The organism is Vibrio fluminensis (assembly GCF_015278125.1).
GTDB classification, from domain to species: domain Bacteria; phylum Pseudomonadota; class Gammaproteobacteria; order Enterobacterales; family Vibrionaceae; genus Vibrio; species Vibrio fluminensis.
Map to the genome: position 1 here is coordinate 79,988 of NZ_JADILO010000012.1, position 21,513 is coordinate 101,500.

A 21,513-nucleotide genomic window follows, 5' to 3' on the forward strand; every position below is an offset into this window, starting at 1 on the left:
TTTCATCTATCGTAAGGCATTTGGTCGAGTGCCCAAAAGTCTAGAGTGTGCTGTACTTCTTTACAGCGTCCTTTCAAGATCTGGTAACTTGGTTTAAAGGTATCACCCAGATAGGTCGTGCGAATTAGCTCACCCGTTTTCAAGTCTACTTGGGAAACAACTCGTCCTTTAAAGTTTTGGAACACAACAAACTGATCGCTTTGATAGATTCGCTGTGGGCGGTAGTAGAGAAAATTATCTTTTGTTTCCAACAACTCGCATCTTAGTGGCAAAGAGTTAGGACCCGTAGAGGATGGGGATGTTGTGAGAAGCAGTATAGAGAAAATTAAACCATTCATTCGTCATCCTCGTTAAGCACCATGCTGAATTAAGTATAGAACTGCATTGAGTATCATGAACTAACTAATTTGGTTGAATTAATATAATAACCACAGGTTATTTTTTCACCTGATGAGAAACTCGTAATTTGTTTAGCTCGTGGGAATGCTTACTTCCAAGTTAATCTAAATGTTGTCTTAAATAAGTCATTGATATTTATTGTGCAATCACTGACTACGTGCTTATTCCTATCGGTATAAGTTTTCAGCCCCATGGAGTGCAGCAATGAATTTGATCGTCAATGTACATAAAGGCGTCCGTAAAGTCGGTTTTGAAATGGCAACGCGACAAGCATGGAAATGCGGAGTGAAGGCAAATTTGGTTAACCGCGTAATTGGTGTGGCTAAAGGACAGGTTGTCTGTGTAGTGGAAGGGGTTCGGGCCGAACTGTCTACTCCGTTGAATAATCCGTTACACGATGATGAGAAACAAGGCCGATATATCTTTATTGGTGGCGTGTGCTGGGAGCCTAACTCTCTGCTTGCACCTGGTTTTCCAGATTTTATGTTTATGCATTTGCGCAATTTAGGCAATAAACACAAATACATGACGGATGACGAACTGTTTTTTAATCTCGCCTAATTTTTATCGGTGTTGAACAGGCAAACAAAAAGGAGGCATAAGCCTCCTTCATTCATTCTTAGGTTTGAATTAGAAACCTTTGATGTTTTCCGCTTCTAGCTCAGTGAAGTATTTCACGGTTTTCACTTTCAGCTCTTGTGTCGATGGCTCGTCACATACGATGACTGATTTAGGGTGTAGCTGCAGAGCAGATACAGTCCACAGGTGGTTTACACTACCTTCAACAGCGGCTTCTAGTGCCTGTGCTTTGTTGTGACCAGTCACTAGAATCATGATCTCTTCTGAGTCTAGTAGTGTACCTACACCGATAGTTAGTGCGTATTTTGGTACTTGGTTGATATCGCCATCAAAGAAACGAGAGTTCGCGATGCGAGTATCTTCAGTTAGAGTCTTGATGCGAGTACGAGAAGATAGCGAAGATGCAGGTTCGTTAAATGCAATGTGACCGTCGTTACCTACGCCACCCATGAATAGGTTGATTTTACCGTAAGACTTAATTTTATCTTCGTAACGCTTACATTCAACTTCGTGATCTGGTGCGTTACCGTCTAGAAGGTTGATGTTTTCTTCTTGAATATCAATGTGATTGAAGAAATTGTTGTACATGAATGAACGGTATGACTCTGGGTGATCCGCTGGGATGCCAATGTATTCATCCATGTTGAATGTTACAACGTGCTTGAAGCTAACTTCGCCAGCTTTATGCAGTTCGATTAGAGCATTGTATGTTGCTAGAGGCGTACCACCAGTAGGTAGACCTAGAACGAACGGACGCTCTGCTGTTGGTTGGAAATCATTAATGCGCTTAACGATATGTGCCGCTGCCCATTTACCTACTTGTGCTGCTTGTTGAAGCGGGATAAGTCTCATTTTCTGCCCCTGATAATTAGAATTCGGTACGCTGTGTCATTATTTTGCATTATAAAATAAGTGATCTTGATGTTCTATTGTTTTTGGTCAAATTTTACGTTTTCTTTTTCAAATACTGCGAAAAGTCAAAAGGCATACGTTTGCATGTTGTCTATTTGTACGTTTAATGATGCAAAAAAGTGGGATTTTTTATTGAGCGAACTATTATCAATGAGCGTTATCTTTCAACTTTCTAGCGATAACTTGGGATAAAAATCGTCACCATATCGCCAAACAAGTTAACTTGGCATATCCTAGTGCCATATCGTAAAAATCGGCGAGTTAAAAAATAAAAAGCTCAAAAAACTCGCAGCCGAGCCGATAAATAAGTGTGATTTCAATGTTAAACGCGACGTGTGAAGTTAATTAATGAGTATGATGGGAATTGCCATAGGGGCAACCGGACTTCTTTTGCTGCTATTGTTTGTTTGGATGCTGGCAATATCGGTTCGCCAGCAGCGAGCAGAGAGCGAGCGCAAACAACGTGAAAGTGCTTATCGCAAAGCGATAGCTCGTGATCGTAAGCGTGATCAAGAAGAAAGACTGAGAAAAGCGGAAAATGGCGATCTTGCCATGATCCTTTATTTTGCCAAGGAAGAGGAGCGAGTTAACCTTCGCAAGGCTCTTTATTGGTATATGAAGGCCGCGCAACTCGACAATATAACCGGAATGTACGGTGTTATTCGGATTTGTGACCGAATGAAAGAAGATGTGGTACTGCGCCAGCAAGCGAACTACTGGCGAGTTGCCATCGCTGCAGCCGAAGGTGACTTAGAGGCAAAACATAAAACCGCAGAGGCGTTATTCTTGGGGCGAGGCGTCGAACAAAACGTGACCAAAGCGAATCTCTTAATGGAAGAGGCTGCGAACGCACGATATGTTCCTGCGATGTTATTTTTAGGAGATTGGCTGGTTGCAGAAAATAATCCAACGCCGTCGGCTGAAGATTCATTTTATTGGTTCTTGCAAGCAGTTAAAGCAAAAAGTAACGAAGGACGTCTAAAACTTGGCTTGTGCTACATACAAGGTATTGGTGTAGAACAAGATTTTAAGCAAGGTTGCTATTGGCTGGAACGAGCTGGAGAAAAAGGCTATACACCCGCAATGTTTAAAGCTGGTGAATACTGGCTAGAGTACCACCATCAAGGCAAGTTCATCGCTTATATTTGGTTGTTTATGGCGGCGCAATTGGGTAATGATGAAGCCCGAGCACTGCGTGACAAATTGTCTTTGACTATGGGGGTTGATACGGTCGTTGGGCTGCAATCTTTAGCCAAACCAATGCTTAAACGAATTCGTGAAAACAGAGTGGGCAAACATGCAATTATAAAAGCACTTAACCGACTATATAAACGAGAATTTGATTATTTAGCCTATGATCTTGCCCCTGATAGTGAACGGATCAGCCTTGATGAAGAATCGGAAATGCTCGAATCAGGAGAGGGATTGCATGATGAGCAGCCCCAAGAGTTATCAATGAATTCTCCATCTATATCCCAATCTCCTACGTTGGACTTTACGCGTTCGCCAATGGACCAACCAAAATCTTGAACGATTAGTGCAATATAGAAGCGAAAGACCGAGTGAGTATCTCTCTCGGTCTTTTAGTTTTTAATGAGGGTATTCAATCCAACTTGTGCCATCTAATGAAACATAGTATCTGCCATCAACTTCTATTACTGTCGACCCCGAATTCTGCGCAACGACATCAGTTTGCGGTAGGTTCGCGGTTAAGTCTTCAGGATCAAACTGCTTAACTTGATAGATGTCTTTGTCGAGGATATTGGCGATAAGTTGTGATAGTGCTAGATAGCTGGAAGGCGCTTCTACATGTTTAGTTTCACCTTGACGCTGTATATCTTTACCAAAAACCTTCAGGCCAACTGGTGTGTGAATGATGGTGGGTGCTGGAATTTCACGCATCCCTGAAATTTGCATTCTATCTCCACGCATTCCTGCCCCATGCTCAGGTACGAGCGCAACTACAATGTTGCGTTCTGACGCTTCAAGCGTTTTGAAGAATGCGTACAGGTCGTCTAGCAGATTATTCAGACGCTTTTTGTAGCTCACCATTGACGTGGTTGAGTTGGCATTAATAATGCGGTTACCGTCATGCAGTGAAATTGAGTTATACAAGGCAACAACTTTGTCATCGCTATTGTCTAGCCTGCTTTGCCACCAGTTATCGAGAACTTGTTTATCTCGGAATATGTCTGAACCATCAAAAGACTTTTGATAGGGTGTAAAGCCTTGCTGCGACATTAGGTCTGCTTGTATGTCGCCATCTTTTTTTATTAGCTCTAGGAAACTGTCAAACACGCCGTTATGGTTCATTACTAGGTTTTCTTTGAAACCTAACGCTTTCAGGTCATCAAATAAGTAGCATTGCTTAGAGGGAGCGGTAGTAAACAGTTGGCTATGTTTTTGCTGACCGCAACTGGCTCTCAAGAGTCTCACCACCGCCGGACCGCTATAAGAAGTCGCAGAGTTAAAGTTGTCGAACATAATGTCGAACTCTTTAAACAATGGATGATCGGCTAAACCGGCAATTTCAATATCGTCCCACGCGACCGAGCAGATACTGAGCAACAGCAGATCAAAAGGCGCATCTTTTGAACTCTCAGCGTTAAAATTCACTCGTCTTGATGCTTCTTTGGTAAAGAAATCGGCGGTCAAGGTGTTTAGGGTTGTATCGTTGATTTCGCCAATTACGGGCGGAGAAGGTTGACCGGTGTTTGCAGTCGCTTCCGGTAACACTGAGAGTTTAGAGTCTAAATTGGCAGTTTCTTTGGGATCACTAACGTGTGGGAAACTGATATATAGCATCGCCACAGTAACCAAGACTGAAACACGCAAGAACTGGCTTAAGATGAAGTAACCCGCGCACAATGCAAATAGTCCAATGAGCGCTTGAAGTGACACAAAGCGCCCCAAAAGTTCAATAAGATAACTGAGCTCGAACTGCATCAATTGTCCCATTTGTGCCCAAAGTCTGTCGAGAGGGGGCAGATATGAGTCATAGTGGAGCAGCCAAGCTGCCGCAATGACTGCGATAAAGTGGCGGATATAATTGAGTTTAACTCTGCTTACAGGCAGTAAGATAAACATGAGCAACGCGAAGTTTTGCAGCGGATGAAAGTTAATCACCCCTTGTAAATAGAGAGCAATTTTCGCGATAAAGTAAATATTCCACCAACCTAGGCTGATTGAGAAACTGGGCGTTGTTTGCGTTTGCGATGCCATTGCTTAGTCTTCTTGTTTAGTATCTAGTTCAAAGTAGCGAGAACGCTTGAATTTTTTTGTATGAAATGCTCGTATTGCTTGAACAGCATCTCGTAAGAAATAGCCGAGCAAAAGACCAACAGTTAGGCTGACGCTTACAGTGAGCAAAAAGTCGTTGATATTCATTATGGCCTCTTAAGAGCAATGTTTTTTCTAACGGCAAATAGAGCAGGCATTGCCGTCAAGGGCTGTTGATTGGCAGCAAAAATTTCTCTTTCAATAGTTAAGTCGGTTACTTCGTTAGAGATAGCTGCTTGGTCGTCAAGGATGTGCTTGAGCTCTGAATCAATATCGTATTGAGTTTCAAAGGTGTGCGTTGAATGAAATAAGTCGCGCACTGGGAACTCAAAGATATTATTTAGAGCAATACCGATATCACTGTGGCGGATGGCGCTAAACAGCACATAGAGCGCTTTAGTGCTGGCGGTCACGACATCACCATCTCGCTTGATGTGGCATAGGCGAAGACATTCTTCAGCTTGCATCCCTGGCAACAAGTTGAGTTTTACCAAGGCGAAGTGCACTTTCGATTGAGCTGACGTTGACATTATCTCACTGCAGTAGTGTGTAAACTCATTACCATTTAAGTAGCCCTTGCTGCCAAACTTTAAGTCATATTTTAGTAAAGTATCTAAATTATTTGGTATCTCGCGGCTAAGTACCTGCCCTTGTACTGCTTCGACTTGAGTAATAAAGCGCATATGAGGAACTTGTACCGGGCAAATCAGATTGACCCCAGCTCTTAGTAGGAATTTTTCATCTGCGTAGCGCAAGCACTGTTGCGTTTCTCTGATGATAATTTTTAACTGTGGTCCTGCTTGTGCTCTTAGTTGATAGCAATCTAAAGCCAATTGTTGCACTTCATCTTGGTTTGAACAGCTAAAAATAATTGTAGACGCTCTAGGGGCATCTAACAGTGACAGCAAATGTTGGTTATTGTCAGCAACGTGCATTGCCTTGGTTATTTTCTCTCTCTCCCCAATAGCTTGCCGAGACACATAGATTCTATCGCTGTCGGATTTGTCTTCGGTGATGTGTTGAGTTTTCTGTCTTGTTTGCTGAGTTGCGACAAAATGACCATCATTTTGTTTAGTGAAAATATACTCTTGCGCGGCAATGACACCATGCCTATTTGACCAAAAGTCGATCAAATAGCTATAGCGAGAGTGATCAATCGCGGTCATGGTTGCTAAGCCTGCAATCGAGCGATTGTGAGACAACAACTTTGGTTTCAGTATTGCTGTGGCTAAACTGCCATAAATACATAAGTTGAGTTTAGCTTCATTTTTGCTTGCCAAGCTATTGACGCTTTGTAGAAATTCGTCTATTTCTCGACCGTTATTGTGTGAGAGGAAAGAGTCGGGAATTAATATAAAGATGTTTAATTGTTTCGGTATATTTATTTTGTGAATGTCTTTAATTAGATTTATTGAGATAATTGTCTTTTTTTGACTTTTTCCATTAATAAAATAGCTTTTCTGAAGCGGGCTTGATGATAAGGCATTGAATTTGTTATTGGTGCTTTCATTTAATCCCAGAGATAATGACTCTTTACTGATAAAGCTAATCAGTGCGCTAGTTTGTTCAATGCTTAATTTGCTTAAAATAAAGTCAACTGTCATGTGTTTGTTAGAAAATAAATTTACATATGCAGACTTATTTTCCAGTTCGCTTGTAATTGGGGATAATCCTGTTATTGCTGACATGATAATTGCCTTTTAATCAGTGGTTTAAGCTATTTTTGTCTGTTCTTAATGCTTTGGCTTATGCTTGTTTGTACTGAAATGGTTATCGGTTATGACAAAAAAATGACGCGAAGATATTAAACTAAATTGATCGAAAGTTAAATTGCATATAGCATGCTCACCTTGATGTTTATGAGCTTAAATTAATGTCTTACAGATAGAGACATAATATCAGTCGATGTGTTTTTAAGCTTATATGTCGTAAATGGATAATTACAACTTACTTTCAAAATATAGTTCTGAAGTCAAACATCATTTGGAGTGTTAACACGCGAAAGTTCAATGTCTTACATTGTCATTATGCTTCGTGTTGTATATTTTCGGTGCGTGGAATTAGCGCATCTAATCGTTATTAGCGTTATTAACTTGGGATTCTAGTGTCCGACGAGGATGTCGACGCTCCGGTTCAATATGCCTGTAATGTGGAAAAGATGTTTTGTCACAGCCAGCAAAAGACATTAATTCGATCTACTCTTCATATAACTTGCTTCAACATCAATACGTTGAAACTGCAGAAAATGAATCGTACTCCAAAGTAAAAAGTAAATGGTTGGTGTTACAAAGTCAGTGTCATCACATTGACTCGACAGTAACCCAAAACAGTACGAAATTAGTAGGTCTTACAACGGAAACAGTATGAAACGCCTTCTACTCGTTAGTCTGAGGGGCGGCTGTGGCTCGACCACAATGACCGCGAACTTGGCACAGTCATTAGTGAAGATTAATAAATCTGTGCTCGCTATTGATGGTGTACCAGAAAACCTGCTGCGTCTCCATCTGGGCTTACCTTTTGAAGAACGAGATGGTTGGGCTGCGCGCGTACTCACAGACGAGCATTGGTATGATGCGGGCTTTTCGAGTCCGCAAGGAGTGGACTTTCTGCCATTTGGCGAATTAGAGGCAGATTCACGTCAGCGTTTTTATCAAAATCAGTCTCGAACAGTGACGAGTTTGAGCCACGCTTTGCTTGACCTTGCAGAGCAATCTAAGTGGCAATTGTTCCATGGGGAGTTCTGGCAAATTTCAAACATTGATTGGCAAAACTTTGTTGCATCGATGGATATGGTGTTTGTCGTGATAAAGGCTGACGCGATGAACTATGCGTTGCTTCAGTCACAATGCCTATGTAACCAGATACTTCGGGAACTCATGGATAGCGGGAAAATCCGTTTTATTCTCAATCAATACCAGCCAGAAACTGAAATAGGACGCGACTTTTCATTAGTACTGAAGCAAGAGTTGCAAAGTTTGTTGGTACCAGTATTTATGCATAAAGATACCGCTCTAGCTGAATGTGCCGCTAACTTGACCACGATTCAACACTATGCCCCGATGAGCCAAGCGGCGAAAGATTATCAAGCTCTTGCTTTTTGGTGTGTATCTTCTCTTGCTTCAAGTACTAGTCAGGATTAAGTGATGAAGGGGCTTAACTTAATCTTTCAGCGTTGGATCGTAGAACGATTTGAACAGCACAAAAACAGCTATGAGCAAGCATGGCAATGCCGAACGAGTTGGTTGGGACACTTACTCTTAGGTGCTTGGTTTAGCTTTAGCTTTGTGTTTCTAAAACCAGTGATTGCAGGCGTTCCCTCTTGGAAGCTACCTCTGGTCTATTTCCCGCAAGTGAACTTTGCCGCCCCTCGTTTATTTGATGCTGTTCGCTTTATCGTTCAAAGCATTTGGTTGATCTGCTTTAAGCAATGTGTGAATCGCGGTGGACTGTATAAAATGCGAAGGCTTGCGATAAGCGCGATGATTCAGTTACGCAAAATTTTCTATCTTCCTTTTGAATCAGTCGCCAAAATAGTCAGTTGGTTAGAAAAAACCGCTAACCAAGCTAAGCAGCCAGAGTTTCGCCAAGCGATAAGAACGAGTAAGTCAGCACTGGTTCTAAATTATTTATTATTGTTTTGTGTCGTCTTGCTGGCGCTGATCTGTTTTACCGTTCCATTTGGCTATCAAGCGCAACTCGTCTTTGTTGTATTACTTTGGGCGTTGGCAATGATGGTCCGTCGCTTGCCGGGTCGTTTTCCGACCATGCTATTAATCATCATGTCAGTGACGGCTTCTTGTCGTTATCTCTGGTGGCGTTACTCTTCCACGTTGAACTGGGATGACCCGCTAGCTCTGGTTTTAGGTAGTGTCTTACTGATTGCTGAAACGTATTCGTGGATAGTGTTGATTTTGGGCTATTTCCAAAATATTTGGCCGCTTAATCGTAAGCCAATCGAAATGCCGCAAGATACCTCTAAATGGCCGACGATTGACCTGATGATCCCAACGTATAATGAAGACCTCGATGTCGTTAAAGCGACGGTCTATGCTTCTTTGGGCGTTGATTGGCCAAAAGACAAGCTCAACATCTATGTGCTTGATGATGGTAAACGCGATAGCTTTCGCGATTTTGCTAAGAGTGTCGGAGTCAATTACATTCGCCGCCCAACCAATGAGCATGCCAAAGCCGGTAATATTAACTATGCGTTGAAGCAAACAAGCGGCGAGTTCGTCGCTATCTTCGATTGCGACCATATCCCAACACGTGCGTTTTTCCAGCTTACAATGGGGATGTTTGTTAAAGACCCTAAACTCGCACTCGTGCAGACACCACACCACTTTTTTTCGCCGGACCCATTTGAAAGAAACTTGGCAAACTTTCGTAATGTGCCGAATGAAGGCAGTTTGTTTTACGGCTTAATTCAAGATGGTAATGATTTGTGGGATGCGACCTTCTTTTGTGGCTCCTGTGCGATTTTGCGCCGTCAGCCATTAGAAGAAGTGGGCGGGATTGCCGTCGAAACCGTCACGGAAGATGCGCATACCTCTTTACGCATGCATCGCCTAGGCTATCGCTCAGCTTACCTCAAACAGCCAATCTCAGCGGGCTTAGCGACAGAAACTCTATCAGCTCACGTTGGACAGCGTATTCGTTGGGCCCGAGGGATGGCGCAGATTTTTAGGGTAGATAACCCACTAACGGGCAAAGGTTTGAAACTCTCGCAAAGACTGTGCTACGCCAATGCGATGTTGCACTTTTTATCTGGGATCCCACGGATTGTCTTTTTGATTGCGCCTTTGGCGTTTTTATTACTGCACTCATACGTTATTTATGCACCAGCGCTAGCGATTATTTTGTATGTGTTGCCGCACATGATTCACGCCAGTATGACTAACTCTCGTATGCAAGGGGATTATCGATATTCCTTTTGGGGTGAGGTTTATGAGACTGTGTTGGCTTGGTATATCGCGAGGCCAACGACGGTTGCACTGTTTGCGCCGCACAAAGGTTCGTTCAATGTTACGGCGAAGGGGGGCTTGGTAGAGAAGTCCCACTATGACTGGGTTATCTCGCGCCCATATTTAGTTTTGGTAGCATTCAATATTCTTGGCTTCGCTGTCGGTTTATATCGTCTCGGGTGGGGGCCTCAAGATGAGTTTGGGACAGTTTTAGTTAATTTGATCTGGACGATGTACAACTTGCTGATTTTAGGCGCAGCGGTTGCGGTTGCGGTTGAAGCTAAACAGGTACGTAAAGACCACCGTGTAGATGTCTCAACACCTATTGCGGTACGTCTAAAATCTGGTCATTTACTCCAAGCGACACTGAAAGACTTTTCGTTTGGAGGGGTGCGAGTTGAAATTGCCGGCGTAGAGCAAGATGCGGCGCACTACCTTAAGGGACAATCTTTACACATTATTCTTAATCGCGGTGGCCAAGAATTCGTTTTCCCTGTCACTGTCACCTATGCTCATAAGGAAACGTTTGGTATGCAACTCAATGAGTTGTCGCACCAACAACAAATCCAATACGTTCAATGTACCTTCGCTCGTGCAGATACATGGGCGAAATGGCAACAGGGGTATCAAGCCGACAAGCCTCTCTCTAGTATGCATGCCGTACTTCATGTCGGCTTTAATGGATACAAACGCTTGCTACGACATTGTCCTAAGACGGTTAGAGCCTGTGTCGATGCTCTTTTAATTTGTATCAAGTTTATTTGGTCTCTTAGACCTCGCTATGTCCCAACCAGGACCTTAAGTCATGCTCAATAATAAAAAACTAACAGCGTTGACAGCGGCTATAGCTCTGATGAGTTTGTCGGGTAGTCTCGCAGCACAAGAAGTAAATCAGTCAGCCAATGTCTCTGTCGTGCAATCTCATGCTCTTGAGAGTTCGTCAGTATTTAAACGAGTTGTGCCATTTAGCCAGCTTGGCTATAACAGTTCGATTGCAATTCAAGGCAGTGAAACCAGCGCTTACGTCGGGTTCGGCTCTCGTTTGGATGAGGTTGTCTCCCAAGCTACGCTTTATTTCGACATTACCCCGTCTCCAGCGCTTCTATCGCTGGTTTCTCACGTTAAAGTTTACTTGAATAATGAGTTGATGGGCGTCACGCCAATTGTTGACGGGCAACAAGGTAAAAAGCTTAGTTTATCGATGCCATTGGATACGCGTTTTTTCAGTAACTACAATCAGATACGTTTTGAATTGATCGGCAATACGCAAAAAGATTGTTCCAATCCCAATGACGCCAGTATTTGGGCTGAAATCAGTCAGACTAGCCGTATTGAAATGTTGGTGCAGAAGACTCGCTTGGAGAGCGATCTTAGCTTGTTACCAGCGCCATTCTTTGATGTGCGCGACTTTAGCCAGCTGAATCTGCCTATGGTAATGGGCGACCAGTATGATCTAGAAGAGATCAAAGCGGCGGGTGTGGCTAGTTCATATTTTGGTTCGCTCGCGGGTTGGCGTGGCGCGCAGTTTCCTTTGAGTTTTGACACTTTACCGCAGCGCAACGCCATTGTGTTTGTGACCAATGACAACAAGCCGGACTTTTTGCGCGATTTTCCCGATAGTGACGGCCCTCGTTTGCAAGTGATCACGCATCCGACCGACCCGTTTGTTAAGTTGTTGCTGGTTGCTGGTCGAGATAGTGCTGACTTAAACACCGCAGTAAGAGGGTTAGCGCTTGGTAACCAAGTTTTAACTGGACCAGTAGCTAAAATTAATCGTGTAACTCAAATTCAACCACGAGCGCCTTATGATGCGCCTAACTGGGTAACTACAGAAAGACCTGTGGCATTGTCAGAATTGGTTGAGCAAAAATCAATGCTACAAGTTGAGGGGCGTACACCTCCGCCGATAAGTGTGAGTTTGCGTTTACCTCCCGATCTATTTACTTGGCAAAGCCGTGGTATACCCATGGATCTTAACTATCGATATTCGCCGCCAACGGAGGACCATTCAGGTTCTCGTTTAACTTTGAGTATCAATGACCAGTTTATTGAAGCATTCAACTTAACCACGACCGGTCAAGGTGGCGGCTCAAACCGAATTCGTATTCCTTTACTCGATGATACGCTGTTGGGTGGCGAGAGTCGGGTACGAATTCCTGCATTTAAAGTGGGCAGTAAAAACCTAATTGAGTTTGAATTTGGCTTTGCTTCAGTGACGGATGGGCAATGCCAAGTCACTCAACCAAGTAAACAGTATGCCGTAGTGGATGGTGATTCGACCATCGATTTTAGTGGTTTCCCTCACTATATCGAAATGCCAAATATGCGTGCATTCGCGACGTCAGGATTCCCTTATACCCGTATGGCGGATCTTTCGGAAACTGCGGTTGTGCTCCCGCCAAATGCACCAGCAGAAGTGCTGCAAACTTTTTTGAATATTATGGGTTCGTTGGGTGGCGGTTCAGGTTATCCAGGTATTCATGTTTTGCTGACGGATCAATGGGATGCCGAGAAACTTAGCGATAAAGATATTCTCAGCATTGGTTTAGACAGTTCGTTATTGCAAGCTGCGAGCGACCCAGATCAAATTGATTTAGTCGTAAAAGCGGGTGAGCGTCAGATTCGTTTACCAAGTAAGAATGAACAGCAGTTGGGTTTGAATTGGATGAGCCCAACAACGACAGGTCAACAACCTGCCGATTTTGTTTCAGTCGAAGCCAGTGGGGCATTTGCAGCGATTTATGGTCAGGAGAGCCCATTTACCAGCAACCGCAGCCTAATTTCGATTATGGCGGCTCAAGCAAGTGATTTTGCGGTTGTCGATCAAGCATTAGTTGATTCAGGTAAGCTTGATTATATGTTTGGTTCTGTAGTCACTCTGCGAAAAGATGAGGTGGCAAGCTACAACGTGGGTGAGCACTATTATGTTGGTCAACTGCCAGTGTGGAAGCTAGTTTGGTATCACTTCTCTAACCACCCGATCGTTGTTGCCTGTTTTGCGGCGCTATTGGTTGTGATCGTGACTATCGTGTTGTGGCGTGTATTGCGCCAAGTGGCATCTAAGCGATTAGAGAAGGTTGAGGAGGAAGAATGAAAAAGCTGATGGTATTGGTGGCGGTTTTTCTTTCTTCATCGGTGTTCGCTGAAAGTTGTGAATGGTCACAGTGGCAAACTTTTAAGTCGGTCTATATTGAACAAGGTCGAGTGGTTGATGGTAGTGATTCGCGCAGAATCACTACCTCGGAAGGCCAGTCTTATGCACTGTTTTTCGCACTTGTTGCTAACGACAAACAAACTTTTGCTAACTTACTCAATTGGACACAGCAACATCTGGCGGGTGGCGATTTGACCGCTCAATTGCCTGCTTGGCTTTGGGGTAAAAAAGCCAACGGACAATGGGGGGTGTTAGATAGTAATCCGGCTTCTGACTCCGATTTATGGATTGCCTACACTTTAGTTGAAGCCGGTCGCTTGTGGGATAATTATTACTATCAATCGCTGGGTTACTTGTTGGCTAGCCGTATCTTGCGCGAAGAAACGGTGACGATTGAAGACGGTGGCTTGCTGTTGCTGCCCGCGCCGAAAGGTTTTGTTTTGGAGGATGGCTATCGAGTAAATCCTAGTTATGTTCCTTTACAAGTGATTGCTCGCATGCGCTCGTTGTACCCGCAGCAACCCTGGGGTGAGATGTACCAGACTAGCGTAAGTATGCTGACTAAAACGATGCCTAAGGGGTTTAGCCCTGATTGGGCGCTTGAGGATGCCAACCAGTATCAAACGGACCCTATTACAGGAACGATTGGCAGTTACAATGCCATTCGCACTTATTTATGGGCGGGCATGCTCAATGATAGCGTGGCAGAAAAAAGCGCATTAGTTGAACAAATGCAGCCGTTTGTTGAGGCAACGAGTACGCTTGGCGCCCCCCCACGAGAAGTGAATACTCAAACAGGTAAGTTTAGTAACAAGGGCAGTGCCGGTTTTTCTGCCGCAGCACTACCGCTCATTGATGCAGTGGCAGACAAGGACTTATTGCAACAACAAGCTGAGAGAGCGAATACTTTGTTGGTCAGCGATAGGAACGACTATTACTACGACAATGTACTGAGTTTATTTGGGATGGGTTGGCATCAAGGCCATTATCGTTTTGGTTTGAATGGTGAATTAGTGCCTGCGTGGAGCAATTCATGTCAGTAAATGGACGCGCTTCATGGTTGGTTTCATTGTGCTGCATAGCGGGTGGAGTAGGAGTGGCTCAGGCGGCGAATTTTAGTTCAAAGCCGTTGAGCAAAGAGCAACTTTTAGGTGTTTATCAACCGATTGAACCCACGCAGTTTTCGACCTCTGTAGCGAGAGTTAATTCGGTAGAGTGGCTGATTGAACAATTGAAGTTAGCGGATGCCATTGGCCGTGATGATATTGTCGAAAGCACGTTAGAAAGGTTGTTCGCGATCGATGAAACCAGCTCAATTGGTTTGTTCTATCAAGCGAATATGTTTTTGAAGCGTCAACAGCTTGATTTAGCTCAACAGACCTTTGAGCGTTTAAAACAGAGTGCGCCGAACTCTTCGTATACCCGTGACCTTGCCGAAATCATCGCTATTCGTACGAATAAAAGTGCCGACTACCAGCGCGCGAAGTTGTTGGCAAAATCGGGGCGTTACCAAGAGGCAATAGAGGCCTATCAAAGCCTTTTCCCGTATGGGATGCCATCGGCAGCGCTACAACTTGAATTTCTCCAGCTACAAGGCAACCTTACTCAAAACTGGCAAGCGGTGAAACAAGGTCTGGAACGACTCAATGTTGAATATCCGGGAGTTCCACAGTTTCAGTTGGCTTTGGCAAACCATATTCGCAAACGAGACCCTGCCAATGCGTGGATTCTCGATACTTACAATAAGCTAGCATTAGTACCATCGGTTGGAAAAACTGCGGCGACATCTTGGCTAAGGGCTTTGGACCAGTTGTCTATTTCCGCACAAGTTGTTCAGCAGTACGCGATTTTAGCCAGCTACTATCCGACAGATTTGGAAATTCAGCGGGCAAATCAAAGCGCAATCAAACGTTGGAATACCGAGCAAGAGCTGCGCAAAGACCCGACTTACTTAGCGAAGTTGAAAGGTCTGCAATTGCTTGAGCAAGGCAAGACAGAGCAAGCGGCGGTTCAGTTGCGTTATGCATTAACCACCCGTCCAGATGACCCTGAAATACTAGGAGGGATGGGTAAGGTTTATCTACGCCGAGGTCAGCAACAGAAGGCATTGGAGTATTTTCAACGTGCGCAGACATTAGACAAAGATCCAGATAGTGCGAGCAAATGGACAACGCTGGTGGAAACCTCTCGTTACTGGAGCTATCTCGACCAAGGTGACGCCTTGATGGCGCAAGGGAAATATTCTCAAGCAGAACAGTTTTATCGCCAAGCGACTCAGTTAGATGGATCTCAACCCTATGCCTTTACCGATCTGGGTGCTTCCCTTGTTAGTCAAGAGCAGTATGTGGCTGCGGATAAAGTGTATCGCCAAGCTTTACAGCTAGAACCGCTCAATGGTTCGGCATTGCGTGGACGTTTGGATCTTCGAATTGTCCAGAAAGATTGGTTAGGAGCTCTATCAGTCGCTAAGAGCTATTCCTCTCAGCAGAAATTGGTGGTGACGGAAAAAATCAAGGAAATTGAATCTGAAATTATCTTAGCGAATCTACGTCAGGCTATTGAGCGAAATGATACGGTGATGAAAAGTGAAGCTTCCAATCAGTTAATTGCATTGAATCCGAGTTCGCCTTGGCAAAGGTTAGACATCGCGAATGTGATTCAGTCATTGGGAGAGGAAAAGCGTGCAGATCGCTTAATGGCTGATTGGAGTCAATCTAGCCAAGATCCAGAAATGAAATTTGCTTATGCGCTGTATCTTGCCCAAGAATATCGTCTACTAGATGCGACTCAACAACTAGAGAGTATAGATAAACTCGACCGGACGCCAGCAATGCAGCGCAACTTAACCCGTTTGAAGTTGGATATTGAGTTGAGAGATGTGCAGCTGCGCTATCAGGCTCAACCAAAGTCTGTTACCGATTCACTGGATGCTTTATCCGCCAAATATGCAGGACAAGTTCAACCGCTTGCCCGCATTGTTGCAGCTTGGATGGCCATCGAGGGTGCAGACAAAGCAAACAAGATCTACGCAACTCTTTTTCCTTTGCAAAGTTGGTCGTTCGATGACCAGTTAGCTTATGGGGAGATGATGGTGAGTTTGCAGCGTTTTATCGATTTTGATCTGTGGTACAAACAGCAAACATCCGATGTTGGGTATGCTTCGCTTAGCGTTTCTCAAGTGTTGCAATTTGAAGAGTTAAATATTCGCCGCTTGTTGGAAGAAGGGGATGTGTTGCTCGCCACACACCAACCACAGCAAGCGCTTGAGGTATTTCAGCAAGTCTCGACAAGTAGTGAGCCGTTTCTCACTCAGGCGCAAATTGGCATGCTGCAAGCGAGTGCTTTAATCGATGAGCAAGCCATCTATCATGATTTACATTTGATCTTGCTGAAAAAGAAATCGAGTTTGACGGCTGCGCAATTGATGGCCGTGGCTGAGATTTTTAATCGTCAAGGTTACCGCGAAGATGCCAACACTCTTAATCAGGCGTTGGATAGTGCGGTTGACGCCAATGCTCTCGCGTATCGAAATAGTATGGCGATAGCGATGGATAACCAACAATGGGACTTAGCCGAGCGCAGGGCTTATCAAGCACTGGATAGTGACCGATTGGAAAATGGCCCTCAGCTTAATGAGACAGATCAACCTTCTTTAACTCTACGAGAACTTTATGATAGCGCTGAGGATTATTGGCTGACTCGTAATGTAAAAGCGGACATTGATGCGTTGCGTGACCGCAGTGATGGACATGTCATGTTTGGTTGGGATTACAGCGCTCGTGACGGCAATAACACCACTAACCAAGTTCCGATTGAGGCGCGAATTCCGATTGAAGAGTGGGATGGGCATTTGCTGCTAAGAGCAGATTATGTGGCTGTTGATTCAGGTAAGTTAGAGTATTTTGAAAAAGACCCCGACCATTCGCCAAAAGACAATGTGGTTGAAGGCAGTGCTTCTGGTGTCGCTTTGGGGGTTGGGTGGCAAGCGCAAGACTGGCAGGTAGATATAGGTACGATACCAGTTGGTTTTGATCATACGACTTGGGTTGGTGGGGTTCGTGTTGATGGCGATCTCGGTGAGTTTGGCTGGTCGGTCGATGCATCTCGAAGACCAGAAACCAGCAGTACTCTCTCCTATTCGGGGTTAAGTGTACCTGCGCAAACCAGTGAACTTTCGGGTGAAGACACTAAATGGGGCGGGGTAGTGAGTACCGGACTGAAGCTCAACTCAAGTTGGGATATTGGTGGTCCGTACGGTTTTTGGAGCAGTGTCCAGTACCATTCGTTGACGGGAGAAAATGTAGCGGATAATACTCGTCTAGGCCTATTAGGTGGTGGCTATTACAAACTGATCGCAACAGATAATCAGCGTTTGAGCATTGGGACGAACTTGATGTATTTGAGTTATGACAAGAACCTTGGTGAATACTCACTGTATCACGGTGGTTACTATAGCCCGCAAAGCTATATTTCAGTTTCACTACCGATTAACTACTATGGCCGCTATGACGGTACTTGGTCTTACTTATTAAGCGGGTCGATTTCAAACTCATGGACGCAGCAAGATGGGCCGTATCTTGTGGAAAAAGGCAAGTCAGAGCGTGGTGGTGGGTTTGGTGCTTCATTGCAAGCGGCAGTAGAAAAGCGGGTGAGCAAGCACTGGTATTTTGGCGCGTTGATAGATTTGCAGCGTTCGGAATTCTACACGCCAAACCACTTTATGCTTTACGCGAAGTACACTTTCAATGATCGCTGGCAGCCGATAGAGTACCCGCCCCAGCCGCCTATTTTATATAGCGATTTTTAGATTGAGATGATCTATAGGCAATAAAAAACCGAGTGTTTGGCGCACTCGGTTTTTAGTATGTTGTGTTTAACTTAAATGAATTATCAGCTTAGTGAGGGCGATTTTCTTTTTGTTTCTGCTTGCATACCGCAGCAGTAAATACGACGTCCGTAGAGCTGTTTAACGCGGTCTCTGCTGAGTCTTGGATAACACCGATGATAAAGCCAACCGCGACCACTTGCATCGCAATCTCGTTTGGAATACCAAATAGCCCACAAGCTAGTGGGATCAGTAGTAGTGAACCGCCAGCCACGCCTGATGCGCCACAAGCTGACACGGCTGCGACGATGCTTAGTAGTAGGGCCGTCATTAGGTCAATTTCGATGCCCATGGTGTGTACTGCTGCCAACGTTAGCACTGTGATGGTGATAGCTGCGCCACCCATGTTAATGGTTGCACCTAGAGGAATAGAGACAGAGTAGGTATCTTCATCCAATTTCAGTTTTTCGCAAAGCGCCATGTTTACTGGGATGTTAGCTGCACTCGAACGAGTGAAAAATGCCGTCACACCACTTTCACGTAAGCATTGGAATACCAATGGGTATGGGTTTTCGCGAGTTTTAATAAACACGATGAGTGGGTTGATCACTAGGGCAATAATTGCCATGGCGCCAAGCAAAACAGCAAGTAGGTGAGCGTAGCCAGCTAATGCAGAGAAACCTGTCGTTGCCAGTGTTGAAGCCACAAGACCAAAGATACCCAGTGGTGCTAGGCGAATAATAAAGCGCACGATTTGCGACACGCCGTGGCTAAGATCTTCAAATAACGCTTTGGTTGATGCAGATGCATGGTGGAGTGCAAGACCAAGTGCAATCGCCCAAGCTAGAATGCCAATGTAGTTGGCATTTTTAAGCGCATTGATTGGGTTATCAACTAATTGGAATAATAGGGTATGCAATACTTCACCAATGCCTTGCGGTGGCGTTGCACCTTCTGCACCAGAAACCAGAGTCAAAGTGGTAGGGAAAAGGAAACTCATGGTCACTGCGGTCAGCGCAGCGGCAAAGGTGCCAAACAGGTATAACACCACGATTGGACGCATATAGGTGTGTTGATTTTTCTTTTGGTTAGCAATCGATGCCGCAACCAGTATGAACACAAGAATCGGCGCAACGGCTTTTAGCGCGCCAACGAATAACTCACCAAGTAGACCTACGCTTACTGCGTGATCCGGAGCGATTAGAGAAAGTGCCACACCTAAAATTATGCCGGCTAAGATCTGTAGTACTAAATTTCCTCGTGCAAGCCGAGCTAAAAATGAATTGTAAAGCATAATAAATCCTGCATTTTGCTTTGGTTTATTGTGTCACGAGTTCGCTTGATGACTTGGTTTACATCAGAATGAAACCAGATTATCGATCGTATCGAAGCTAAGTCGAATCGTTGCTAGCGTAGCCTGCTGGCTATCTCGAGACAGAAGTAACCTTTGATTATTGTTTTGATGTTCTCTCCACGAGTGGAAGAGAAGCAACTTATACTATCCTTCTGAGATATTGTGTCTAGGAATAATTAGAAAATAGAACTTAATATTAACATTATCTACATATTTGGAATCTAATTTTGACGTTTTACGGTATTTGATAGATAAAAAAGGGGCTAATGCCCCTTGTTGGTTATGCAGTGCAATGCGTAACATTTTAAATTTTTATTCAAATCATTGCTTAGTAAGATTGTTTGCGCGAGCGGTTTTCACTCTGTACTGAGCGGCAATATTTAGTGAATTGCTTGCTCTTAGAGCGTTGTTCAGCCAAGGTGGCACCATTCCACTCTTGTTCACGCATCAATTTGAGGTAATTGGTGACACGACGCTCATCAATTTCACCACTCTCTAACGCTCTAATGACAGCGCAGCCCGGCTCGTTGTTATGTTTGCAATCACTAAAGCGGCATTTATCGACCAGTGACTGAACATCGCTAAATGTTTGCTCTACGCCATCGGCACAATCGTGGATTTGCAGTTCACGCATCCCCGGAGTATCAATGAGTACGCCACCACTAGGTAACAAGTGAAGAGAGCGACTTGTTGTGGTGTGACGACCTTTACTGTCATCCTCGCGAATATCGCCAGTTTGCTGGGTCTGCTCGCCCAATAACGTGTTAACTAGCGTTGATTTGCCCACACCTGAAGAGCCCATAAACGCGACGGTTTTCCCCTGTTTACACCAACTTGCCAGTAGTTGGCACTGCTCACTATCAAGCGCGTTAAGTGTTTCGACAAATAGCATCGGATCCAAAGCTTGCACTAGTGCGCGTTTGTCTTCGCTATCTTCGCATAGGTCCGCCTTTGTTAGGACAATCACAGGTTCTACTTCGGCATCGTGTGCGATTGCAAGATAACGTTCAATACGGCTTAGGTTGAAGTCGTCATTGAGAGAGCAGACGATAAACAGCGTGTTAACGTTGGCGGCAATCAGCTGTTCTTCAACTTTGCTGCCAGCTGCTTTGCGGCTGAATAGTGACTGTCTATTTAGCAGACGAACAAATTGGCCGTCAGCATCCAGAACTACCCAATCTCCAACGGTCATATCCGGCAGAGATTTGTGTATTGCTAGCGTACTCAGTCCACGCTCTGCAAGTAGAGTGTAACCGCTGCGATGATGTTCAGAAACGCGCGCTAGTTGATTGTGTTCTAAATCATCTAGGGTAAGTTGCTGGTGAAATAGGTTGCTCCAACCAAGTTGGTTGAGTGTTATGGTGGAGTTGGCATTTGAATTCATTTTAAATCCCAAGGGCAAGCTAAACTGCGAAGTGTTGTTTTGTAGTATCTCGGATGAAATGCACATTATCAGTATAGATGACAGTCGTGACCGTCTAGCTACCTCTGCGTTCTAAGTGCATTGCTACAATCATACTTTCTTCCTGAATGATTCCGCGTGGGCAGAATAGCAAAAGAGGAGAGCCTTAGCCCTCCTCTTTTCTCACTTGGTAATAATCAATGGTGGTGGTGTTTCATACCACTCATGACTTTTTTGATCGGTGCACTAAACGTTTGCGTTTTACCATTGGCAAAGGTGATTTCGACATCGATATTCTCACCTTCAACTAGAGGCTTGGTTAAATCGAACAGCATAATGTGTAAGCTGCCTGGTTTAAGGGAGGTGTGGCTGTGAGCTGGAAGTGAGATTTTTTCAATTTGGCGCATTTTCATCATGTCGCCATCGTGAATGACATCATGCAATTCTACTTTGCCAGCGGCAGGCGTTGATGCCGATATGATCGCGCGTTCTGTATCACTGTGGTTCATGATCTCGACAAACACTGCGCTGGTGGCAGCATTTGGTGGTGTGGCGCGAGCATAAGGGTTGTGCAGCATTACGTCAGTGGCCTGAGCAAGTGGGCTTAAAAGTAATGTCGCTAAAATTAGCGGCTTAAGTTTCATAGTT

At 44.5% G+C, this 21,513-nt stretch carries 15 protein-coding genes; 7 read left to right on the plus strand and 8 right to left on the minus strand.

The genetic code is table 11. The annotated features are described in order from the left end of the window. Positions 1-2 precede the first annotated feature (2 nt). The gene (locus IRQ95_RS10640) at positions 3-338 is read right to left on the minus strand and encodes a hypothetical protein (RefSeq protein ID WP_194436905.1); all 336 of its coding nucleotides are present in this window, start codon (positions 336-338) and stop codon (positions 3-5) included. 265 nt (positions 339-603) lie between these two features. Between IRQ95_RS10640 and IRQ95_RS10645 the strand changes: the two genes are divergently transcribed. Beyond that, positions 604-960 (plus strand): acyl-CoA synthetase, encoded by a 357-nt coding sequence (locus tag IRQ95_RS10645; RefSeq protein WP_194436906.1) that lies wholly within the window; start codon positions 604-606, stop codon positions 958-960. Between the two features lie 69 nt (positions 961-1,029). On the opposite strand, the gene nagB is transcribed toward IRQ95_RS10645, so the two are convergent. Then, positions 1,030-1,830, minus strand: a complete 801-nt coding sequence (gene nagB, locus IRQ95_RS10650) for a glucosamine-6-phosphate deaminase (RefSeq protein WP_194436907.1) — start codon at positions 1,828-1,830, stop codon at positions 1,030-1,032. A gap of 408 nt (positions 1,831-2,238) precedes the next feature. Between nagB and IRQ95_RS10655 the strand changes: the two genes are divergently transcribed. After that, the gene (locus IRQ95_RS10655) at positions 2,239-3,420 is read left to right on the plus strand and encodes a tetratricopeptide repeat protein (RefSeq protein WP_194436908.1); all 1,182 of its coding nucleotides are present in this window, start codon (positions 2,239-2,241) and stop codon (positions 3,418-3,420) included. A 60-nt stretch (positions 3,421-3,480) separates the two neighbouring features. On the opposite strand, the gene bcsG is transcribed toward IRQ95_RS10655, so the two are convergent. Genes bcsG through bcsE form a run of 3 tightly spaced genes read right to left on the minus strand, consistent with a single transcriptional unit; the run spans position 3,481 to position 6,857 of the window. Continuing rightward, positions 3,481-5,112 (minus strand): cellulose biosynthesis protein BcsG, encoded by a 1,632-nt coding sequence (bcsG, locus tag IRQ95_RS10660; RefSeq protein WP_194436909.1) that lies wholly within the window; start codon positions 5,110-5,112, stop codon positions 3,481-3,483. 3 nt (positions 5,113-5,115) lie between these two features. Further along, positions 5,116-5,277, minus strand: coding sequence for a hypothetical protein (locus IRQ95_RS10665; RefSeq protein WP_194436910.1), 162 nt, complete (start codon positions 5,275-5,277; stop codon positions 5,116-5,118). Next, a complete protein-coding gene (bcsE, locus tag IRQ95_RS10670; protein WP_194436911.1) occupies positions 5,277-6,857 on the minus strand; it encodes a cellulose biosynthesis protein BcsE in 1,581 nt (526 codons plus the stop codon). Before bcsE ends, IRQ95_RS10665 begins: the two co-directional genes overlap by 1 nt. A gap of 675 nt (positions 6,858-7,532) precedes the next feature. Between bcsE and bcsQ the strand changes: the two genes are divergently transcribed. From bcsQ to IRQ95_RS10695, 5 genes are read left to right on the plus strand one after another with little or no spacing between them, the layout of a single operon-like run. Next, the gene (bcsQ, locus tag IRQ95_RS10675) at positions 7,533-8,309 is read left to right on the plus strand and encodes a cellulose biosynthesis protein BcsQ (protein WP_194436912.1); all 777 of its coding nucleotides are present in this window, start codon (positions 7,533-7,535) and stop codon (positions 8,307-8,309) included. Positions 8,310-8,312: 3 nt separating this feature from the next. Beyond that, positions 8,313-10,946, plus strand: coding sequence for a UDP-forming cellulose synthase catalytic subunit (gene bcsA, locus IRQ95_RS10680; protein WP_194436913.1), 2,634 nt, complete (start codon positions 8,313-8,315; stop codon positions 10,944-10,946). Then, complete coding sequence (gene bcsB, locus IRQ95_RS10685; RefSeq protein ID WP_194436914.1) at positions 10,936-13,224, plus strand: cellulose biosynthesis cyclic di-GMP-binding regulatory protein BcsB; 2,289 nt, start codon at positions 10,936-10,938, stop codon at positions 13,222-13,224. The genes bcsA and bcsB overlap by 11 nt, the downstream gene beginning before the upstream one ends. Further along, positions 13,221-14,327 (plus strand): cellulose synthase complex periplasmic endoglucanase BcsZ, encoded by a 1,107-nt coding sequence (gene bcsZ / locus IRQ95_RS10690; protein ID WP_194436915.1) that lies wholly within the window; start codon positions 13,221-13,223, stop codon positions 14,325-14,327. The genes bcsB and bcsZ overlap by 4 nt, the downstream gene beginning before the upstream one ends. Beyond that, on the plus strand, positions 14,318-18,091 hold the full coding sequence (locus tag IRQ95_RS10695; RefSeq protein WP_194436916.1) for a cellulose synthase subunit BcsC-related outer membrane protein: 3,774 nt from the start codon (positions 14,318-14,320) through the stop codon (positions 18,089-18,091). Before bcsZ ends, IRQ95_RS10695 begins: the two co-directional genes overlap by 10 nt. Before the next feature lie 88 nt (positions 18,092-18,179). On the opposite strand, the gene sstT is transcribed toward IRQ95_RS10695, so the two are convergent. The 3 genes from sstT to IRQ95_RS10710 all read right to left on the minus strand — a co-directional run bounded on the left by sstT (position 18,180) and on the right by IRQ95_RS10710 (position 21,509). Next, positions 18,180-19,403 (minus strand): serine/threonine transporter SstT, encoded by a 1,224-nt coding sequence (gene sstT / locus IRQ95_RS10700; protein WP_075647817.1) that lies wholly within the window; start codon positions 19,401-19,403, stop codon positions 18,180-18,182. A gap of 388 nt (positions 19,404-19,791) precedes the next feature. Beyond that, entirely contained in the window at positions 19,792-20,847 is a 1,056-nt protein-coding gene (rsgA, locus tag IRQ95_RS10705) for a ribosome small subunit-dependent GTPase A (protein WP_194436917.1), read from the minus strand. 215 nt (positions 20,848-21,062) lie between these two features. Continuing rightward, complete coding sequence (locus tag IRQ95_RS10710) at positions 21,063-21,509, minus strand: copper chaperone PCu(A)C (protein WP_194436918.1); 447 nt, start codon at positions 21,507-21,509, stop codon at positions 21,063-21,065. Positions 21,510-21,513 lie beyond the last annotated feature (4 nt).